Consider the following 18,069-nt stretch of genomic DNA (forward strand, 5'->3'; position numbering starts at 1 on the left):
ATTCAACCCCGCCCCCCTACCGCCATATTCTTACGCTCGTTGGCCGCGGCCCCACTCCCCCCGCGCCCCCGCCGGGTTCCGGCGCCGGGGCTCGATGATCAGAGTGGGCTGGCGTTGCGCGTTTTGTCGCGCTCGGCCTCGATGTCGGTGTAGGGGTCGGCATTGGCATCGAAGCCGGTCCAGCCACCGGCTTCATAGGCGCGTCGGCGGTCTTGCAGATCGACCGAGTTGGACTCGCCAAGAATACGCTCGGCCTCGTCGGCGAGTTCGTCACTGACCCTGGCGGTCACCATCGTGCCACCGCGGCGAACGCCCTCCGCATAGACATGCGCATCCCTTTCGGGGACGCCTGACTCGGTCAGCGCCCCGACGATGCCGCCGGCAGCGCCCCCGACGACCGCGCCGCCAACGGCGCCGACCGCGGTGGCGGCCAGCCATCCTGCGGCCACGACCGGACCGACGCCCGGAATGGCCATGATGCCGAGCCCTGTCAGAAGCCCGCCGGCGCCGCCAATGACGGCTCCGAGACCGGCGCCGCCGGCTGCATCCTCGGCGGCGTTGGAGGTGTCGCCATCGTCGTACCAGTCGTCCGAATTGTTGGCGACGATGCTGATGTCGGCCTGCGGCACGCCGATTGCCTCCAGTTCGCCGACGGCATCGGAGGCATCATCGTAGTTGTCGAAAAGTCCGGTTACGGTTTTCATGGTCTTGATCTCCTCGATCTGGTTCAGAGGTTCAGTTGGCGCCGGCAACGACGTTGCCCTGATAATCGAGCGCCACGGTCGTGGTCTTGCCATCCTTGGTGGCCTGACCGCGCCAGATGCCCTGGTCGTCTTTGGTCAGCTTGGACACGCCGGAGAAGCCGGCATCCTGAATGCGGCTCTTCGCCTGATCCTCGGTGAAGCTGTTGGCACCCGGGACCGGGGCGGCCGAATTGGTGGTGTCGGTCGTGCTCACGGCCGGGGTGGTGGAGCTGGTGGTCGACGATGCATTGTCGGCGGAAGCGATCTTCTCGACCATTTCCTGATGCATTTTGAGCGTCGGCAAGGTCTCGGAGGCGAAGGTCTTCAGCTGCGCGTTGTCGCCGTCCTTGGCGTAGCTCTCGAACAGCGTGACCGCCTCCGAATGCGCATCGCGCTGCATCTGGACATAGGGCTTGTCGACGGCATCGTTGGCATTCTGCAGAGCCTCCAGATCGGCCTTGTGCTTGGCGTCCAGCTCCGTCGGCACTTTCAGCTTCTGTTCGCCGGCGATGGTCGCAAGCTTGGCGTTGGCGGCGCCGTGATCGTCGATCATCTTCTTGGCGAAATCCTTGACGCCTTGATCCTGGGCCTTGCCTTCTGCGATCTTGCTGGAGTCCACTTCGAACAGGCCGCCGATGGCAGCCTTGTCGACAAAGTCCTGAGCACTGTCGGCGGCGAAGGCGGGCAGGGCGAAGACCATGGCTGTGGCGGTGGCCAGCGAAGCTAGAAGAACACGTGTTTTCATGGACAGAGATCCTCGTTGGGGCACACATCGTGCTGTGAGCCTAACCAGTGCGGCCAAGCTTTGTTCCGCCGCCCAAGCGTTATAACCGGGAGGGTCGATGCCGCGATGATGGCCCCTCATCCTCGGATTTTGCGCCTTTGCGATGTCGACGCGTGGCTCGGACGGCGACCCGCTCGATGGGCGCCTTGCAAGTCCATCGCAAAGGGAAACGAGGCCTTCGCCGCCCGCAATGAATAGTGCCCGCGGTGGCCTATCGAGGTTCAGCGATCGTTGCGTTCGAGGCGGCGCGCAACCTCTGTCTGGGCGACCTGCAGCAGCGTGTCTATTTCGAACATCGCCGCCGCATGGCCGCCGTCGCGAATGACACGGCGGGCGCGGTGTAGCAGATCGGAGACCGTCCGCAGCGTTTCAGCATGGCTCGATCGATTCGACAAATGCGTGCCCTCCATCAGCCACAACCGTTGGATCGGGAGAGTGTTCCCAAAGTTGGCGGCCGGCCGGGTGAATGACTGTGAGCGCAGGCAGCGGAACCATCCTTGTCCGTTGGCCGTTCCCCCTGCCTCAACGAAAGGAACAGCCATGGCCGACAACGACACCCCGAAGGACACCGCGAAGGACACCCCCAAGGACACCCCGAAGATGTCCGCCCGAGAGGCCCAGGAGGCCCTGGAGAAGCAGGTCGCATCGCTGAAGCGCGAGATCAGCAAGATCAACCGGACGCTTGCCGACCGCGCAGAAGATGCCGTCGGCGAAGCCGGCGGCTGGTACGGCAGCGCGACCGAGCGCGCGGCACGGGCAACGCAGCAGCTGAGATCGCAGGCGCAGACGGTGTCCGAAGCCGTCCAGCAAAATCCCGGCACCATCAGCAGCGCTTTCGTGCTTGGCGGCATTGCCGGGTTGTTGATCGGCATGCTGCTCGGGCAAAGCCAGGAACGCGACCGAAGCTGGTTCTAGCGGCGTATCTTATGACTATTGCGCCCGCCGGCTTTGCTGGCGGGCTTTGTATGGACGCCAGATCACTGTGGCTTTGAGTGAAAAACTCCCCGCTCGGGTAAACGGGATTTGTGGTCGGCGCCGCCCGCGCGGCGCCCTCGACAGGTGAGTTGAGTTTCCCTGCCGCGGTCGTATGTTGTTGACCGTAGTGGAGGATCACAAATGCCCATTCGACGCAAAGCCACCGAGGCCGGCGTTTTGCAGCCATCCGAACTCGAGCTGTTGGGCCGTGTATTCGAGCAGCTTAAGCGCGACGGTCAGTCGCCCGAAGCACGCGACGCCATCGCATCCCGGATTATCGCGAACTATATGGCCGGCGTGGTCGACGAAGCCGAGCTCGTCAGTCTTTCGAGGCAACCGCTGGGCCGGTAGTGCGCTTTCCATTCCGGGTTCAGAAGAGTTTCAGGTCGACACATCAGAGGGATAAGGCAATGCCGACTGACCCACCGATAGAGCGACGGTCGCATATCCGTGATCTTGTTCTGAAGGAAGCGACAATCCGCGTTGGCGACGCCAGTATCAATTGTCTGGTTTGTAACCAGCACGCCCATGGCGCGGAGCTACGGGTGAAGGCCGATATCGCAATCCCCGACCGTTTCGTGCTTCACGTGCCGGTAGATCATACCAGCTATCGCGCCGTGGTGCGGTGGAGACGGAACGAGCGACTTGGGGTGCAGCTTGATTCGGGAAGGCAGGCCTAGATGGCGGTAGCGGGGACGGATCACCCAGCTGTTCAAGTGCAGGGTTGATGGGACAAGGCAGGGCTCGTTTGCGGCACGAACGCTTCTTCCATGCTGCTTGCGATTTGCAATCAGTTGCTATAGCGTCTGGCTGCTTGCAAATTACAAGCGGTTAACCCGTGAACCGACTATGCGAAGGCGCTGCTTATGGCCAAACTTATCTTGGGAATGAACGTTTCCATCGATGGCTATGTCGATGACCTTGCCGGAAATCTGGTCATGGGCGCACCAAGCCAGAAGCACTTCGAGTACTGGATCGAGACGATTCGCAACCATGCCGGCGCTGTGTATGGCCGCCGGATGTACGAGGTCATGCGCTATTGGGACGATGATCACGCGGAATGGGACGCTCCGCTTCGCCAGTTCGCGACACTCTGGCGCAAGCTGCCCAAATGGGTCGTTTCGCGCACACTTTCACGGGTAGGCCCCAACGCCACCCTCATCTCCGGAGATATTGAAACGCAGATTCGCGAGATCGCGGCCCGCACGGAGGGTACCCTGAGCGTTTCCGGTCCGGAACTGGCCGGTCTTATGACCGGGCTGGGCCTGATCGAGGAATATCACCTGCACGTGAGGCCGTTCGTGCTCGGCAAAGGCAAGCCCTTCTTCCACGAGGCAAGGCCTCCGCTGCAACTGGTGTCGAGCACATTGATCGATGACGATACGGTTCATATGATCTATGTGCCGCGAGGCTGAACGATAAGGCGCTTCAGCGCCAACATGCGAACCAAGCGCGAGAGGGCGTGGTCCCGGCCTTCGCACCGAGGTCTCACATGTCAGCTTGCGTGCTGGGTACCCAAGCAGCAGAGGGTCTGCTGTCGGCCGAAAATCTGCCGGTCAGCAATGCGCCCCATGCCGGTCAAAGAGGCCTTGCCGCCGTTCCTCCATAAGCAGACATTGCAGACCTACAAGGACATCGCTTTTACGCCCGAAGCGCCGCTTCGGTTGGTCCTTCAGTGACCTGGCGGCCCAAGGGCGTCGTCCTCCACCGCCCGCCCTCGTCCGCAACTCACCGTTGCCAGCGGCTCTGCTCCTGGCCTTCCCGCGATGACCGAGCGGGTAGTGAAACATCATGGTCAAGCCTGAAAAGCAAGGTCCAACCTAGCCGCCTTTCCAGGCCTGCGTCATCATCGTCCAGCAGTTCAGGATCCTGCGTGCGCCAGCCGGGTCCGTCGGGTCGGCCGGCCGCACAGTTTTTTTCATCCCGCTGGAACATTGGCGAAGGAATGCAGTTGGGGTCGCTGCAGATGCCGCCGCGTGGTGCCTGTGGGCGATTGGTGGCAACACCTGATCGGCCGCCGCTCCTTTACGAGGCGGCTTAGCGTGTGAGCCAATCCTGCAGCAAAGGCCTTGGGATTGGAACGACCAACAGGAGGCAGTCATGAAGCACCAGACACTCGATCAACTCCAGTCAGTCGCGGACATCAGTCCACTATCGCCGGCTCTGCTGGCTACAAGGACGCAACGGATAGAGCGGTGGGCGGAACTGCTCTATCGAAATCCGACGCGCTCCCTTGTGGCTCTCACCGGGACTGAGCATCTGCATCCCTCTGTCCGCGGAGAAGCGCGCGCGGTCGGATCGGCGATCAGTGTCGCCTTTGACGATCCACTGCTGCGTGCGTCGGGCATGCAATCGGATACCTACGGGGAAGCCAGACGCTTCTTCGAACTCTCCGATTGGCAGTTGCATGAGATCGTCTGCAGTTGCCACACCGGCGCCACCATGCAGGCTGGCTGGGCCGCCGGGCGTGTCCGCAGGGTCCTCAATGGGAGCAAGATATTGGCTTGGCTGAGAAAAGGATTCATCCCGCACTGAGACACAGCGCTTGCGCCTGAAGAAGCATGCAGGCTCCAGCAGAGATTGCGTCGGCTCCGCGAAGGCATGGCTGACCTCAATGGAGTAGGGCGGCCGAGTTGCTTGCGACTTCAGAAATGACGTTCACCATTGCTTAGTGGACCTCGTCAGGGTGATCGGCAAGTTCGTGAATAGCGAGTACCAGCGCCAGTTTCGACCAACCGGTCGGCAGCGCCCTCGTGACCAAGCGGGGTTACTTATCCTCGGTGCGTCACATGTGCGCTTCGTCAGCGGTATAGCCTGCCAATCCCTCCACAGCCGTTTTGACGCTGCGAAAAGCTCGAGGCGTGAGGGGGCAATTTAACCCAGGAATCCCGAAAACGGACCTTCCGCTTTCGGCCCCGAAATTGAAATCCGAGGCACCCCGCCATCACCCCGGAAAGATCGTAAACCCGCCATCGACGCGGAGCACCTGCCCATTGATAAATCGTGCGCGGGGGCCGGCTAGAAAGGCCACCGCCTCCGCGATCTCTTCCGGTTCCGCATAGCGGTTCAGCGATTTGCGGCTGGAATCCATGCGCTCCGGATCGACCACGCGGGTCGCCTGGAAGCGTGCCGTCTTCGTGGCGCCTGGGCTGACCGCGTTGATGCGCACGCCGTCGTCGATCAGTTCCTTGGCGAGACAGCGCGTGTAATGCACGACCGCGGCCTTCAAGGTGGAGTAAACGACCTCGGGCGAGCAGCCGAGATGTGCCGCCGCGGAGGCGATGTTGATGACGGAGCCGCCGCCGCGCTGCTTCATCGGCGGCAAGAAGGCCTGGCAGACCAGCATCGTGCCGATCAGATTGTTCTCGGTGAGCACGCGGATGTCGTCCAGTTCGATGTCGAGGGCGTTGTTCGGGTTCGGCTTGCCGCCCTTGGCGCCGATGTCGCCGCCGGCGCAATTGACCAGCACATGGACGTCGCCGAGATCGGCCTCGATCCTGCGCTTCATCTCGGCCACCGCCTTCTGGTCGCCAATGTTGCCGGTCACCGACGTGACCTTCGTGCCGTGCCGCTTCAGGCGCTCGACCACTTCGCCGAGATTGGCGAACTCGCCGTATTTGGCCGGCGCCGTTTCGTCCATGTCGTGGATCGCGACATTGGCGCCGAGTTCCGCCAGGCGCTCGGCCATCACGCGGCCGAGGCCACGGCCGGAGCCGGTTACGAAGGCGGTCAGTCCATCGAGTTCACGTGCCGTCATCAGATCTTCTCCATCAAACCAAATTTGCGCATGTTGGCCGCGCTGCGCCGGATCATGTCGAGCTCATAGGAAATCAGTGAGACGTCGTCTTCGCGCTCCCAGGGCGTGCGGGTGTCGGCATCGTCGGGCAGCCGGTTGCGCTGGGCTGCCGCCAGGCAGGCGGCAAACTCGCGCGCCGTCTTCGGGGGATAGCCTCGCCACCAGTCGTCGCTGAGATAGCGGACATGCCGGGCCTCCAAGGCGCCCGGTTCGAGAACGGCGGTCATGCGATCGTGGTGCTGGCCAAGAATGGCGAACAGCTCGGCAAACGGCACCGCACCGTCGCCGATGGCACAACGGATCAGCCGATAGCCTTCGGTCGTGAACTGCACGCGGTAGTCCTTGAGGTGGACATGGCGGACATAGGGGGCGATCACCTTCGTAAAATCGAGCGGCGCTTCGCCGACCGGGAACGTGTTGCCGGTGTCGAAGGTGACGCCCACACTGTCACCACCTAGCGCGCAGAATTCGACGAGTTCCCGGCTGGTAAAGTCCTGGTGGTTTTCGATCGCAAGGACATACCCTTCGGCATTCGCGCGGGGACCCCATTCCACCAATCGCTCTCGAATGATGCCGACGTACTCGCTCCATTTTGCGCCGGCGGCGTTGCGGTCGCCGCAGAGAACCGGCGTCAGCGCCGTCCGGATGATTTTGGCCTTGAGCAGGCGCGCGGCCCGAAACGCATCGTCGAGCGGTTCGCCCACCAGCAGGCCGCCGCTGACGACCGGCGTGATGCCAAGGCCGGCGAGCCGTTCGCGCAGCGCGATCACCGCGTCGTCGGAAAGCTCGCTCAGCCATGGCACCCAGATCTCCAGCACGCGCGCGCCGAGATCGGTCGCGAGCGCGATGAAACCTTCGAGCCCCGCAGGTCTAGGATTGGCGCGTGGCGTGCCGCGGCCCTGGAGGCCGAGATGATAGGTCAGGCCGTAGGGGTTCAGGCCGACCTCGAGCATGAAGCGATCCTTTGAGTCAGGTGTGGTCATCGCAGGCCGGCATCCACGGTGATCGACTGCTTGGTGATCATGCGGCTGTCATCGGCGGCGAGGAACAGCACCGTGCGCGCGATCTCCTCGCCGAGCAGAACCTTGCGGATCACCTGGCGCTGCACGACCTGGTCGACCGAACCTTGGGTCTTGTACCAAAGCTCCCGCTGCCGGTCGGTGATGACGGCGCCCGGCTCGATGGCGTTGACGCGGATGTTGTCGGGGCCAAACGCCCGCGCCAGCGCGAAGGTCAGCCCGATAACGGCAGCCTTGGCCGCCGCATAGGGCGCCATCTCTGACGCGCCGAAACGCCAGGCGATCGAGGAAAAATTGACGATCGAACCGAAGCCCAGTTCCTGCATGTGTGGATGCACGGCCTGGGCGGCAAAGAAGTGGTGCCTGAGGTTCACATCCTGGGCGTGGTCCCAATATTCCTGCGTCACGTCGGCGACGGAGAGGCGATTGTCATCGGCGGCGTTGTTGACCAGCACTGCGACAGGCCCGAGGCGCTCGCGCACCGTGCCGATCGCGGCCTGCAGGACAGGGATGTCGGTCACGTCGCAGCGCAGGAACAGGGGCGCGTGCGCTGCCGTGGCGAGTTCGCGCGCGAGCGCCTCGCCGGCCTCCTGCTGCAGATCGAGAAACGCGACGCGCGCGCCATTGGCGGCGAAGGCGCGGACCGTGTCGGCGCCGATGCCCGACGCACCGCCGGTGATCAGCACGACACGCTCGGACAGGCTCGGATAGGTGGCGAAGGACAAGGCGGAACCCTTTTCAGATCAGGCTTCGGTCAGATCGGGTCAGATCAGGCGTTGGGTCGTCGGGTCGAACAGGCACGCCCGCGCCATGTCGATGCCGAGCGTCACCGTCTCGCCCATAAGCGGCGTGCCGTCGGGGTCGAAACGGCCGGTGATCTCCTTGCCGCCCAGGCGCAGGACGGCCATGGTCTCCGCGCCTGTCGGCTCGACCAGTTCGACCACGGCATCGATCTGCGCGATGCCCGGCTTGCGGCGCGCAAGATCGGGATCGAAGCGGTAGATGTGCTCGGGACGGATGCCGAGCACGAGCTGTCGCGGCGTGTCGGATGGGAGCGCCTGGACGATCGGCAGGCTGGCCGTCTTGCCGTCGGCGGTCTGCAGGACAACAGTGCGGCGACCGCCTTCCTGGCTCAGTTCGGCGGCCAAAAAATTCATCGCCGGCGACCCCATGAAGCCGGCGACGAACATGTTGGCTGGACGGTTGTAGATCGTGGCGGGATCGTCGAATTGCTGGACCTCGCCCTGATGCATCACGGCGATGCGCGACGCCAGCGTCATCGCCTCGACCTGGTCGTGGGTGACGTAAACCGTGGTCTTGCCGACGCGGTGATGCAGCTTCTTGATTTCGGTGCGCATGTCGACGCGCAGCTTGGCATCGAGATTGGAGAGCGGCTCGTCGAACAGGAACAGTTTGGGATCGCGCACCAGCGCCCGGCCCATGGCGACGCGCTGGCGCTGGCCGCCCGAAAGCTGTCCGGGCTTGCGCCCTAGCAGCGGTTCGATCTGCAGGAAGGCGGCAACCCGCTTGACGGCCTCGTCCTGCTGCGGCTTCGGGACGCGGCGGCTTTCCATGCCGAAGGTGATGTTCTCGCGCACCGTCATCGTCGGGTACAGGGCATAGGACTGGAACACCATGGCGATGTCGCGGTCCTTCGGCGCCACCGAATTGACCAGCCGCCCGTCGATGCGGATCTCGCCGGAGGTAACGGATTCGAGCCCGGCGATCATCGCCAGCAGAGTGGACTTGCCGCAGCCGGACGGTCCGACCAGCGCGATGAACTCGCCGTTCCGCGCTTCGAGATCGATGCCCTTCAGCACCTCGACCGCGCCGAAGTTCTTGCGCAGCGATCGGATGATCAATGTCGACATGCAATGCCCTTCACTTGATCGCGCCTCATTTGATGGCACCTTGCGTCAGGCCTCGCACAAAATACTTGCCGCCGAAGAGATAGATCAGCAGCGGCGGCAGCGCGCCGATCAGCACGGCGGCGCTCATGACATCGTAGGCGCGCACATTGGTGCCGCTTGCCGTCAGCGCGACGAGCGCTGCCGTGATCGGCTGTTGCTGCCCGGAGGTGAAGACGACGCCGAACAGATATTCGTTCCAGATGCCGGTGAACTGCCAGATCACCGTGACGATCAGGATCGGTGAGGAGAGCGGCAGAATGATCTTGCGGAAGATGCGCCAGAAGCCGGCGCCGTCGATGCGCGCCGCCTTGATCAGGTCGTCGGGGATGCTGACGTAGTAGTTGCGGCAAAACAAAGTGGTGAACGAAATGCCCTGGATAACGTGGATGAGGACGAGCCCGTAGACCGAATTGCTGAGGCCGAGATTGCCGAGGATGAACGCCCACGGCATCAACGAAATCTGGCCCGGAATGAAGACGCCGAGCAGCATGCAGGTGAACAAAGCTTCCGAACCTCTGAAGCGCCATTTCGACAGGATGTAACCGTTCATCGCGCCGACCGCCGTCGAGATGATCGTGGCCGGGATCGTCATCTTCAGGGAGTTGTAGAAGTTGCGCTGCATGCCCTCGCAGGTGCCGCCGATGCAATAGGTGCTCCAGGCCTGGCCCCAGGCATCGAGGCGGAAGCTGCGCGGCAGCGAGATCAACCCGTTGCGCGCGATCTCCTGCTGGTCGCGGAATGAATTCAGCACCACCACCAGCAACGGGACCAGGTAGATCGCCGCGAAGACGACCAGCAGCCCATAGATGGCGAAGCGGGTGAGAAAATGCCGGCGCGACGCGACTGCGGCAGCGCGACGGTCGAGCGACTGGTCCAGGGAGACGTCAGCCATGGCCGGCTTCCTTGCGCCGGCGCCAGACCACCCAGAATGAATAGGGCACCAGCACCACGGCAACAGCGGCAAGCATCATGATGGCGGCGGCCGCACCTTCGCCGATCTGGCCGCGTTGGAACATCAGGTCATAGACGTAGATGGCGGGGAAGGTGGTCGAGATCCCCGGGCCGCCTTTGGTCAGGGCCGCCACGAGGTCGAAGGTCTTGATGGCGAACTGGATCTGGATGACGGCGACCGCCAGGAAGATCGGCGCAATGGTTGGCAGAAGCACCTTGCGATAGATGCGGAACGTCGATGCGCCGTCGATCTGCGCGGCCTTGACGAGGTCCTGATCCACCGAGCGCAGGCCGGCCAGGAACAGCGCCATGGCAAAGCCCGAGGCCTGCCAGACGCCGGTGATGATCACCGCGTAGATCGCATAGTGCCGGTCGCTGGCCAGTGCGAAACTGAAGCTCGTCCAGCCGAAACCGCGCACCATGGCCTGGATGCCGTCGGTCGGATTGTAGAGCCAGCTCCAGACCGTGCCGGTGACGATGAAGGAGACGGCCAGCGGATACAGGAAGATCGTGCGCCATGCCGCTTCGCCGCGCACGCGCTGGTCGATCAGGATCGCCAGCAGCAGTCCCACGGCCATCGAGCCGACGATGTAGAAAGCGCTGAAGAAAAACAGGTTGTTGTAGGCGATGTTCCAGCGCCGGTTCGCCCACAGCGACGCGTAGTTGTCCAGGCCGACGAAGCCGTAGGTCGGCAGCAGCGAGGAGTTGGACAGCGAGATATAGAGCGTCCAGCCGGTGAACACGAAGACGTAGACGAAGCTCGCCACGAGAGAGGGGCCGAGCACGAGCAAGGGCATCGCGGAGCCCAGCCGCTCGCGCCAGGGGCGGGCAGGCGTCGGTACCGACAGGATCAGGTCGTGATTTGACATTCAGAGCACGGAGATTGGCAGAGCACAGGACTGGCGGAGCGCGGGACCGGGATGGCGGACGGCCGGGTGCGGATGGCGCCCGGCCATTCCCGTCTATTTCTGTGCTTCCGCCGCGTCGGCCATCGCATTGGCGCCATCCTCGGGCGACATGTCCGGCGTCGCCACGAACTCGGTAATGGAGTCCATGATCGCGCCGCGCATCTTCTGCGGGATGGTCATGTTGTGCGCCATCGAGCGGACCAGCGTGCCCTCCTTGATCGAAGCCTGCAGATCCTTCTGCGAGAGCTGCTGGCACGGATTGAAGCCCTTCGACAGATCGATATCCAGGCGTGCGGGGATCGAGCCCTTGGCCTGGTTGAAGACCGTCTGGAAGTCGGGCGACAGGATCAGGCTGGCCAGCAGCTTCTGGCCGTCGATGTAATCCTGGTCCTTCTGCTTGAAGAACACGACCGAGTCCGAGTTGAGGATGAAGCCGGGTTTGCCCCAATCGGTCGGCGCCTGGGCGCAGACATAGTCGGTGCCTTCCTTGAAGCCGGCGGCGGTCAAAAGGCCGATCGTCCAGTCGCCCATGATGTGGAACGCCGCGTCGCCCTTGCCGACCAGCGCCGACATCGAATCCCAGTCGCGGCCGACCATGCCCGGATCCATGTATTTGCTCGTCATCAGGCGCATCTGCGTGAAGGCCTTGACCATCCCCGGGCTGCGCATGGACTCGACATCGCCTTCGACGAAGGCCTTGCGGTAGAGATCGATGTCCTGGCCGTAGAGCACGACCTCGAACACCGTCGAATCCGTCCAGTCGGCGGTCGAATGCGAGATGCAGATCTTGCCTGTGGCGACGATCTTGTCGCAGGCCGCATTGAACTCGGCCCAGGTCTTCGGCATTTCCGCCACGCCGGCCGCCTGCATGACCTTGGGCGAGGCCCAGAGCCAGTTGATGCGGTGGATGTTCATGGGCGCGGCGACCCATTTGCCGGTCGGCTTCATCACCGGAAGCAATTCCGGCGCCACCACTTTCTCCCACCCTTCCGAGGCCGCCAACTCGTCGAGATCGGCGGTCATGCCGGTCTCGTTCCATTCGGCGATCTCAGGGCCCTTGAGCTGCACGGCAGGCGGGGCATTGCCGGCGATCACGTCGGCGCGCAGCTTGGCCAGCGTATTGGCGGTGTGGCCGGCGATCGAGGTCTGTTCCCATTTGCCGCCCTTGGCGGTGAACATCTCGCCGAGCTTGGCGATCGCCTGGGCGTCCGATCCGGTCGCCCATTGGTGCAAAAGGTTGGTCTTGGGCTCGGCGAAGGCTGTTCCGGCGAAAAATGTGCACGCAGCAGCGGCCGCAAGCGCGGTCATGACGGACTTCATCGTTTCACTCCCATATCGTGTTGCACGGTTCGTCTCGACCGCTTATGGCCGCGGTTTGAAGCCGCCGCCAGCGAGATGCGTCAATCTCGAGTTCTTTCCAAGATGACATATTGGAGCTATCAGTCAACGATGTTTATGTTGAGCCATGACAAAACCTTCGCTTAGAACCTGGCTGATCGACAGACCCTCCGCGTCGCCGGAGAGCATGATCGTGCGCTGCCTGAGCGAGCGCGGCGCACTCTCCGCGTTGCAGATCGCACGCGCCACCGGTCTGGCGCGCTCGACGGTGTCAACCGCGCTTAACGGCTTGAAAAAGTCTGGAATGGTGATCGAAGCCCCGACCAGCCGCGACGGCATCAGAGGCATCGGCAGGCCAGCCGCGGCGGTGACGCTCAATCCGACAGCGGGCACCTGCGTCGGCATTCACCTGGCTCTTCAGCAGATACGGCTCATCGTCGCCGATGTCTCGCATTCCGTCATTGCCGAACAAAATATTCCAATGGCGCTGGACTACCAGCCGCAACAGGCGGCCCAGGCGGTCAAATCGGCAATTGCCCAATCTTACAGGGAAAACGGTCTGCCGGTGGCGGGGCTCCTGGGGGTTGGTGTCTCCGTCTCCGGTCCTGTCAGCCGCGATGGAGTGGTGCTGCGCGCCAGCATGGTTCCAACATGGGCCGGCGTCAACATACGAGATGTGTTCGGCCCCGTTCTGGAACAGCCGATCTTCGCCGACAACGAGAGCAACTGCGCGGCCATTGCCGAGCTGATGTGGGGTGCGGCCGTCGGCCAGGACGATTTCGTGCTGTTCAAGATCGATCTGGGTGTCGGCGGGGCCATTGTCCAGCATGGCCGGCTGGTGACGGGCGTCGCCGGCGGCGCCGGCGAATTCGGGCACATCAGCATCGATCCCGGCGGCGACCTTTGCCGCTGCGGCAATCGCGGCTGCCTGGAGCTCTACGCGAGTTTTACCCGGCCGCTGGAACAGATTTCGCGTGTCGTTGGGCGGCAAGTCACCATGGACGATGTCATCGCCATGGCCGAGCAGGGCGACGTCAGGGCGTTGCGGATGATCGAGGATACCGCCGAGATCGCCGGTCGGGGTCTCGGCCTCATCGGCTCAGTGCTCAACCCGCCGCTTATCATCATCGGCGGCCACATGGCCCTGGCAGGCGACATTCTGCTGACGCCGCTGATCGCGTCCTATGAACGCCACACGCTGATCAAGTCCCGGGATGTCGCTCCCGCGCTGCGCACGCGCATCATCGTTGGCAGGCACACCGAGAACGATGCCTTGCTGGGCGCGGTCGGCCTCGTTTTGAGACACCAGACGAAGGAACTGTCGCTGGGGTGATCGTCAGGACCTGCCTGTGCTTGTTCAAGTCAATTGCACGTGTCGGCAGCCTTGAGCGCTTCGGCGCGGGACGATTTGGGCAAATCCGCGATCCGCCGGACAGAAGCGTAAAACCTCGGATAGTCGCCGGAACACAGGTCGAACAAGCGAAGAAAGGCCGGAACCTGTTCACCGTAGACAGAAGTTGCGGCGAGCTTGGCGTTGTTGATCGGGGCAGCGAACCAGGCGTCGTATCCCCGGTATCCCGCCCAGTGCCTGTCGCGCATCCGCCGATAGCGCATCCGCAACCGGTCGATGGTTGCTGCCTTGGCGGCCGCCATCTTTTCCGGGGTGCGGGGACTACCATAGACCTGCCTTAACTCGTCGCGCGTCTTCGCCACCAGTCCAAGAAAATCGGCGCTGCGCTTGCGATCGGCTTCGTAGCGGCGCAATCCGGCCCGGTCGCCGGCGGCGCGGAGCCATTTCCTGACGCCGCTGGTTTCGACGGCAACGGCGAACGCCTCGTTGAATGCGGAATCGCCATCCACATAGAGGCGCTGATGCGCCAGCTCATGAAAAACAAGGCTGGCGAGATAGGTGTCGTCCTGACGCAGCATGGTGCTCAGTAGCGGGTCACTCGACCAGCCAAGCGTGGAATAGGCGGTGACGTCCGAGACATAGACGTCCAGCCCCTGTCTTTGAAGTTCGACTGCGTTCTCAGTCGCGGATTTCCGGGAGAAATAACCCCTGTATGGAACGCAGCCGAAGACCGGAAAGCACCATGTTCGTGGCGCAAGCGAGAATTGCGGCGCGGCAAAAACGGCCCAGGTCACGGCGTCGCGATGGATGTCGACATAGCTGCGATAGCTGTTGTTTTCGGGCAGTGCCAGTTCATCCGTCGCAAACCGTCTTATGGCGCTGGCCGACGTCAATTTGGCGCGCAATGCCTCAGGCGTCGAAGGATCACGGATGAGTTTTCCAATATTTTTGCGGGCGGCCATGATCTGCGCGTGACCCTGCAACGACTGCGCGTAGTAGGAAATGCTCGTGCAGCCGGTCGCCCCGGACGCGATGATCGCCGCGGCAAGCATCTGAAGAACGCGCTTCACTGTTTGCCCACCTTGCCCATCTCCCCATGCAGCAAACGTCCTGGTCCCCCCTCAAACAGGAGGCACCGGTTTCCGTCAAGAGCTGCAGGGGCAGGGGGCGACACCGACCTGGGCAGGGCAATGCGGGCATTCGCCTAGGATTGACGAAAGTCCACCGCAGGGCGGAGCGGGCGAGATACGGACCGTCCGTTGGGACGCCGTTCCCCCAAGCTGCCGCGCGCTATTGGTCCGAAAACTTCACGCTCACGCCGCGCTGGCGAAAATAAGCCTGCATCAACTTACGGCCCGAGCGGTTGTTCTGGGCCAATTTGGCCGGATCGAACACCGCCTGTTTTGCGCCCTCTCGTGTCAGCGCAGCCTTGAGCGTCGCGATATGGGCGTCGATGTCGGCATTGTCCGCCCGCAGCGAGGCATAGATACTTTCGGTCGCTTCGGCCACAGTCGGTTCGCTCACAGATGTCGTCCTTTGGTTGGTTGGGCGGCGGCTTTACCACAGATTTGCGGCTCCGACGATATCGACTGAACCGTCAGAGCACAGCGCCCAGGGCGCAAAACCGCAAAACGTATGTATTCGGCCCTGCTAAACATTGCCCGGCAGGCGAATGGGTCTAACTATCGTTACGAAACGGGGGGAATCAGGTGGCTGCCAATCGTCGAAACGAGATCTCATCGTCCGAGCGAGGGCTAGGACGGATTCTTGCGGCAGGCAATGCCCATCCGCGCACAGCTCTGCCTACCGTGGCAACCATCGTCACGACAGTAGCTGCGCTGTATTTCGGTCGTGAGGTGTTCCTTCCCATTGCCATCGCGCTGCTTTTGACCTTTGCGCTGGTGCCGATGGTCTCCGCACTGAAGCGTGTCGGCTTGCCTCGGCTGCCCGCAGTGCTTCTGAGCGTCATTGGCGCATTCGCGGCCCTGGGCCTGTTCAGCTTCATTGTTGCGACCCAGGTAAGCGAGCTTGCTCAGAACATTTCCGTCTACCAGACAAACATCCTGACCAAGGTGCGTTCCCTCAAGGAGACGGGCGTTGGTGGCGGCATAATTGCCAGGCTGAGCGGGGTGATCGAGCGTGTCGGTCAGGAGATCGACAAGCAGGATGTGGCGCCGCCTGCGGCCGACAAGCCCCGGCGTGAGCCCGTACCGGTCGAGATCGTCGCCCGCGAGAGACCTCTGGAGGTGTTGCAGAACATCATCGGACCGTTGATCAGCCCGCTGGCATCAGCTGGCCTGATCATCGTCGTCGTCATCTTCATGCTGCTTGAGCGCGAGGATCTGCGCGACCGGTTTATCCGCCTCGTCGGCTATGGCGACCTCCATCGCACAACGCAGGCATTGCAGGATGCCGGCAAACGGGTTGGCCGCTATCTGATCATGCAATTGGTGGTCAATATCGTCTACGCGATACCAATCGCAATTGGCCTTTGGGTGCTCGGCATTCCCAACGCGCTGCTGTGGGGGTTGCTGGCACTGGCGCTGCGCTTCGTTCCCTATATCGGCCCTGTTATCGGCATGCTGCTGCCCTTGTTTCTGGCCTTGGCGGTTGCGCCCGGCTGGTCGCTGGTGCTGTGGACCGCCGCACTGTTTGTCGTCATGGAATTGGTAACCGGCAACGTCATCGAACCGTGGCTCTATGGCTCGCGCACGGGACTTTCTCCTTTGGCAATCATCGTTGCGGCAATTTTCTGGACATGGCTGTGGGGGCCGCTCGGCCTGGTCCTTTCGACGCCGCTGACAGTTTGCCTCGTCGTCCTCGGGCGACATGTTCCGCAGTTCGAATTTCTCGACGTCCTGTTTGGCAACGAGCCCGTCCTTGAATCTCACGCCCGACTCTATCAACGGCTCCTGGCCGGCGATCCCGACGAGGCAACTGACCATGCCGAGGAGATCCTCGAGGAGAAGTACCTGATCGATTTCTACGACACTGTCGCCATTCCTGCTCTCCTGTTGGGCGAGCAGGACCGCATGCGTGGCGTGATGGGCGATCAACAGCGAAGGCAGGTGGCGGCGAGCGCCCAAATTCTTGTGGCAAATCTTGCCGACGATGCACAGGAAGAGGCAAGCGAAGAAGATGCGCCGACAACCACCGCGGAAGGGAGCGCGAGCAGGGAAACAGATGGCGTCGAAGAGGAAGAGATCGAGCTGCCCGACGGCAAGGACATGTCGGTGCTTTGTGCCGGCGGTCGCGGCGAACTCGACGATGCCGCTGCCGCCATGCTCGCTCAGGTGCTGGAGGTGCAAGGTGCTACGGTGGCGAAGGCCAGTTTTGTCGATATGGAGCCGGCAGGTATTCGTCGTCTCGAACTAGAGGCGATCGACACCGTCGTGGTCGGTTTCCTGAACCGGGATTCGCTCAAGCATGCCCGCTTTCTGGTCCGGAGACTGAAGCGCGCCAAGGCAGGTTTGAGAATTGGGATTGTGTTCTGGTCAGACGCGGAGCAGGGCGATGTCGGGCAAGAAAGGCAAGCTTTGGCCGCCGACATCAGCGCCGATTTCGTAGCGCACGGCATGGTCAACGCTGTGCTTGGCGCACTTTCTCCAGCGCCGGCCGTTCCCCTCAAAGTCGTTTCGAAACGCCGCGATCGACGCCGTCCGGCCCCTCGAAAACGGATCCCGGCCCAGGCAACGGCCGCAACAGCCTAGCCGCACCGCCATGTCTCAGATTGCCGCGCCGGCGCTGGAATGCCTGGTGAGACGGCAAGATCGTCCCCCACTCGCAAGCCATGGAACAATCTCGCGGCCTTGCGGTTCCTAACATCGAAGGAGACCCCCCATGCTTAGATTCCTTATCCGCCTTGGCGCGATCTATGCAGCGTTCCAGATCGGCAGGGAGTTCGGCCGCAAGGAGACCGAAGTCGTGCTCCTGCCGCCGCCCGTTGACTATGAGCGGCACCCGACGTCAAGAAACGAAACCGAGTTCGGAGAGACATAGGACTGCTCAATCTGCCTGGTCGATCTGGCCCATGCTGGCGCCGTCCCTGCGCGGGGCGCATTATCGTGCGAACGGACCGGCCTCTTGGCTGTGCCAGGATGGATCCGGGTAATGCAAATTGAGCCGCTATCTCCGCCCGCTCAAACGCGGCACAAAGAGGTTGACCGTGCGTCGAGGAATGAGTCTCTCGCAGATCTTGGCGTTGAGCCGATGGAGAAGGCATGCCAGCACGGGCAAGGCACGACCCTAAGAAAGTGGAAGGGAAGAAGCACTGGTGCTGTCAATTGCCAGGGAT

20 protein-coding genes are annotated in these 18,069 nt (G+C 62.7%); 8 read left to right on the forward strand and 12 right to left on the reverse strand.

The window, feature by feature from the left end; all coding sequences use genetic code 11:
* Positions 1-98: 98 nt before the first annotated feature.
* The 3 genes from NKI32_RS00005 to NKI32_RS00015 all read right to left on the reverse strand — a co-directional run bounded on the left by NKI32_RS00005 (position 99) and on the right by NKI32_RS00015 (position 1,922).
* The gene (locus NKI32_RS00005) at positions 99-704 is read right to left on the reverse strand and encodes a general stress protein (protein WP_023671087.1); all 606 of its coding nucleotides are present in this window, start codon (positions 702-704) and stop codon (positions 99-101) included.
* A 31-nt stretch (positions 705-735) separates the two neighbouring features.
* Positions 736-1,488 (reverse strand): DUF4142 domain-containing protein, encoded by a 753-nt coding sequence (locus tag NKI32_RS00010; RefSeq protein ID WP_023733543.1) that lies wholly within the window; start codon positions 1,486-1,488, stop codon positions 736-738.
* Between the two features lie 260 nt (positions 1,489-1,748).
* Positions 1,749-1,922: a hypothetical protein gene (locus NKI32_RS00015; RefSeq protein WP_155923304.1), complete on the reverse strand. Its 174-nt coding sequence runs from the start codon at positions 1,920-1,922 to the stop codon at positions 1,749-1,751.
* 145 nt (positions 1,923-2,067) lie between these two features.
* Here NKI32_RS00015 and NKI32_RS00020 point away from each other — a divergent pair, with 145 nt between their 5' ends.
* The 5 genes from NKI32_RS00020 (at position 2,068) to NKI32_RS00040 (ending at position 5,037) form a co-directional block, all read left to right on the forward strand.
* On the forward strand, positions 2,068-2,442 hold the full coding sequence (locus tag NKI32_RS00020) for a hypothetical protein (protein WP_023833641.1): 375 nt from the start codon (positions 2,068-2,070) through the stop codon (positions 2,440-2,442).
* A gap of 201 nt (positions 2,443-2,643) precedes the next feature.
* A complete protein-coding gene (locus tag NKI32_RS00025; protein ID WP_023671091.1) occupies positions 2,644-2,853 on the forward strand; it encodes a hypothetical protein in 210 nt (69 codons plus the stop codon).
* Between the two features lie 59 nt (positions 2,854-2,912).
* Positions 2,913-3,182 carry a PilZ domain-containing protein gene (locus NKI32_RS00030; protein ID WP_081725353.1) on the forward strand — a complete coding sequence of 90 codons (270 nt, stop codon included), beginning with the start codon at positions 2,913-2,915 and terminating at the stop codon, positions 3,180-3,182.
* 186 nt (positions 3,183-3,368) lie between these two features.
* Positions 3,369-3,917, forward strand: coding sequence for a dihydrofolate reductase family protein (locus NKI32_RS00035; protein WP_353001447.1), 549 nt, complete (start codon positions 3,369-3,371; stop codon positions 3,915-3,917).
* Between the two features lie 685 nt (positions 3,918-4,602).
* On the forward strand, positions 4,603-5,037 hold the full coding sequence (locus NKI32_RS00040) for a hypothetical protein (RefSeq protein ID WP_353001448.1): 435 nt from the start codon (positions 4,603-4,605) through the stop codon (positions 5,035-5,037).
* A 409-nt stretch (positions 5,038-5,446) separates the two neighbouring features.
* On the opposite strand, the gene NKI32_RS00045 is transcribed toward NKI32_RS00040, so the two are convergent.
* From NKI32_RS00045 to NKI32_RS00075, 7 genes are all read right to left on the reverse strand, one after another.
* Positions 5,447-6,259, reverse strand: a complete 813-nt coding sequence (locus tag NKI32_RS00045) for an SDR family NAD(P)-dependent oxidoreductase (protein ID WP_352862487.1) — start codon at positions 6,257-6,259, stop codon at positions 5,447-5,449.
* A complete protein-coding gene (locus NKI32_RS00050) occupies positions 6,259-7,251 on the reverse strand; it encodes a sugar phosphate isomerase/epimerase family protein (protein WP_352862488.1) in 993 nt (330 codons plus the stop codon). Before NKI32_RS00050 ends, NKI32_RS00045 begins: the two co-directional genes overlap by 1 nt.
* 26 nt (positions 7,252-7,277) lie before the next feature.
* Positions 7,278-8,042 carry an SDR family NAD(P)-dependent oxidoreductase gene (locus NKI32_RS00055; RefSeq protein WP_352862489.1) on the reverse strand — a complete coding sequence of 255 codons (765 nt, stop codon included), beginning with the start codon at positions 8,040-8,042 and terminating at the stop codon, positions 7,278-7,280.
* A gap of 39 nt (positions 8,043-8,081) precedes the next feature.
* Positions 8,082-9,188, reverse strand: coding sequence for an ABC transporter ATP-binding protein (locus NKI32_RS00060; RefSeq protein WP_023686485.1), 1,107 nt, complete (start codon positions 9,186-9,188; stop codon positions 8,082-8,084).
* Between the two features lie 25 nt (positions 9,189-9,213).
* Positions 9,214-10,119, reverse strand: coding sequence for a carbohydrate ABC transporter permease (locus NKI32_RS00065; protein WP_023671100.1), 906 nt, complete (start codon positions 10,117-10,119; stop codon positions 9,214-9,216).
* Positions 10,112-11,047 (reverse strand): carbohydrate ABC transporter permease, encoded by a 936-nt coding sequence (locus NKI32_RS00070; RefSeq protein WP_023704068.1) that lies wholly within the window; start codon positions 11,045-11,047, stop codon positions 10,112-10,114. The genes NKI32_RS00065 and NKI32_RS00070 overlap by 8 nt, the downstream gene beginning before the upstream one ends.
* 93 nt (positions 11,048-11,140) lie before the next feature.
* Positions 11,141-12,406 carry an ABC transporter substrate-binding protein gene (locus NKI32_RS00075; protein ID WP_023751364.1) on the reverse strand — a complete coding sequence of 422 codons (1,266 nt, stop codon included), beginning with the start codon at positions 12,404-12,406 and terminating at the stop codon, positions 11,141-11,143.
* A 145-nt stretch (positions 12,407-12,551) separates the two neighbouring features.
* Here NKI32_RS00075 and NKI32_RS00080 point away from each other — a divergent pair, with 145 nt between their 5' ends.
* Positions 12,552-13,757, forward strand: coding sequence for an ROK family transcriptional regulator (locus NKI32_RS00080; protein ID WP_023751363.1), 1,206 nt, complete (start codon positions 12,552-12,554; stop codon positions 13,755-13,757).
* A gap of 29 nt (positions 13,758-13,786) precedes the next feature.
* Here NKI32_RS00080 and NKI32_RS00085 read toward each other — a convergent pair whose 3' ends face one another.
* Together NKI32_RS00085 and NKI32_RS00090 are read right to left on the reverse strand one after the other, a co-directional pair.
* Positions 13,787-14,827 (reverse strand): aminopeptidase, encoded by a 1,041-nt coding sequence (locus tag NKI32_RS00085; RefSeq protein WP_031202672.1) that lies wholly within the window; start codon positions 14,825-14,827, stop codon positions 13,787-13,789.
* Between the two features lie 238 nt (positions 14,828-15,065).
* Positions 15,066-15,299, reverse strand: a complete 234-nt coding sequence (locus NKI32_RS00090) for a hypothetical protein (protein ID WP_023686482.1) — start codon at positions 15,297-15,299, stop codon at positions 15,066-15,068.
* A gap of 185 nt (positions 15,300-15,484) precedes the next feature.
* On the opposite strand from NKI32_RS00090, the gene NKI32_RS00095 reads away from it, so the two are divergent.
* A complete protein-coding gene (locus NKI32_RS00095; protein ID WP_353001450.1) occupies positions 15,485-17,485 on the forward strand; it encodes an AI-2E family transporter in 2,001 nt (666 codons plus the stop codon).
* Positions 17,486-17,615: 130 nt separating this feature from the next.
* Entirely contained in the window at positions 17,616-17,774 is a 159-nt protein-coding gene (locus NKI32_RS00100) for a hypothetical protein (protein WP_023726519.1), read from the forward strand.
* Positions 17,775-18,069: the final 295 nt, after the last annotated feature.

It is taken from the genome of Mesorhizobium sp. M0761 (assembly GCF_040320205.1).
Classification (GTDB): domain Bacteria; phylum Pseudomonadota; class Alphaproteobacteria; order Rhizobiales; family Rhizobiaceae; genus Mesorhizobium.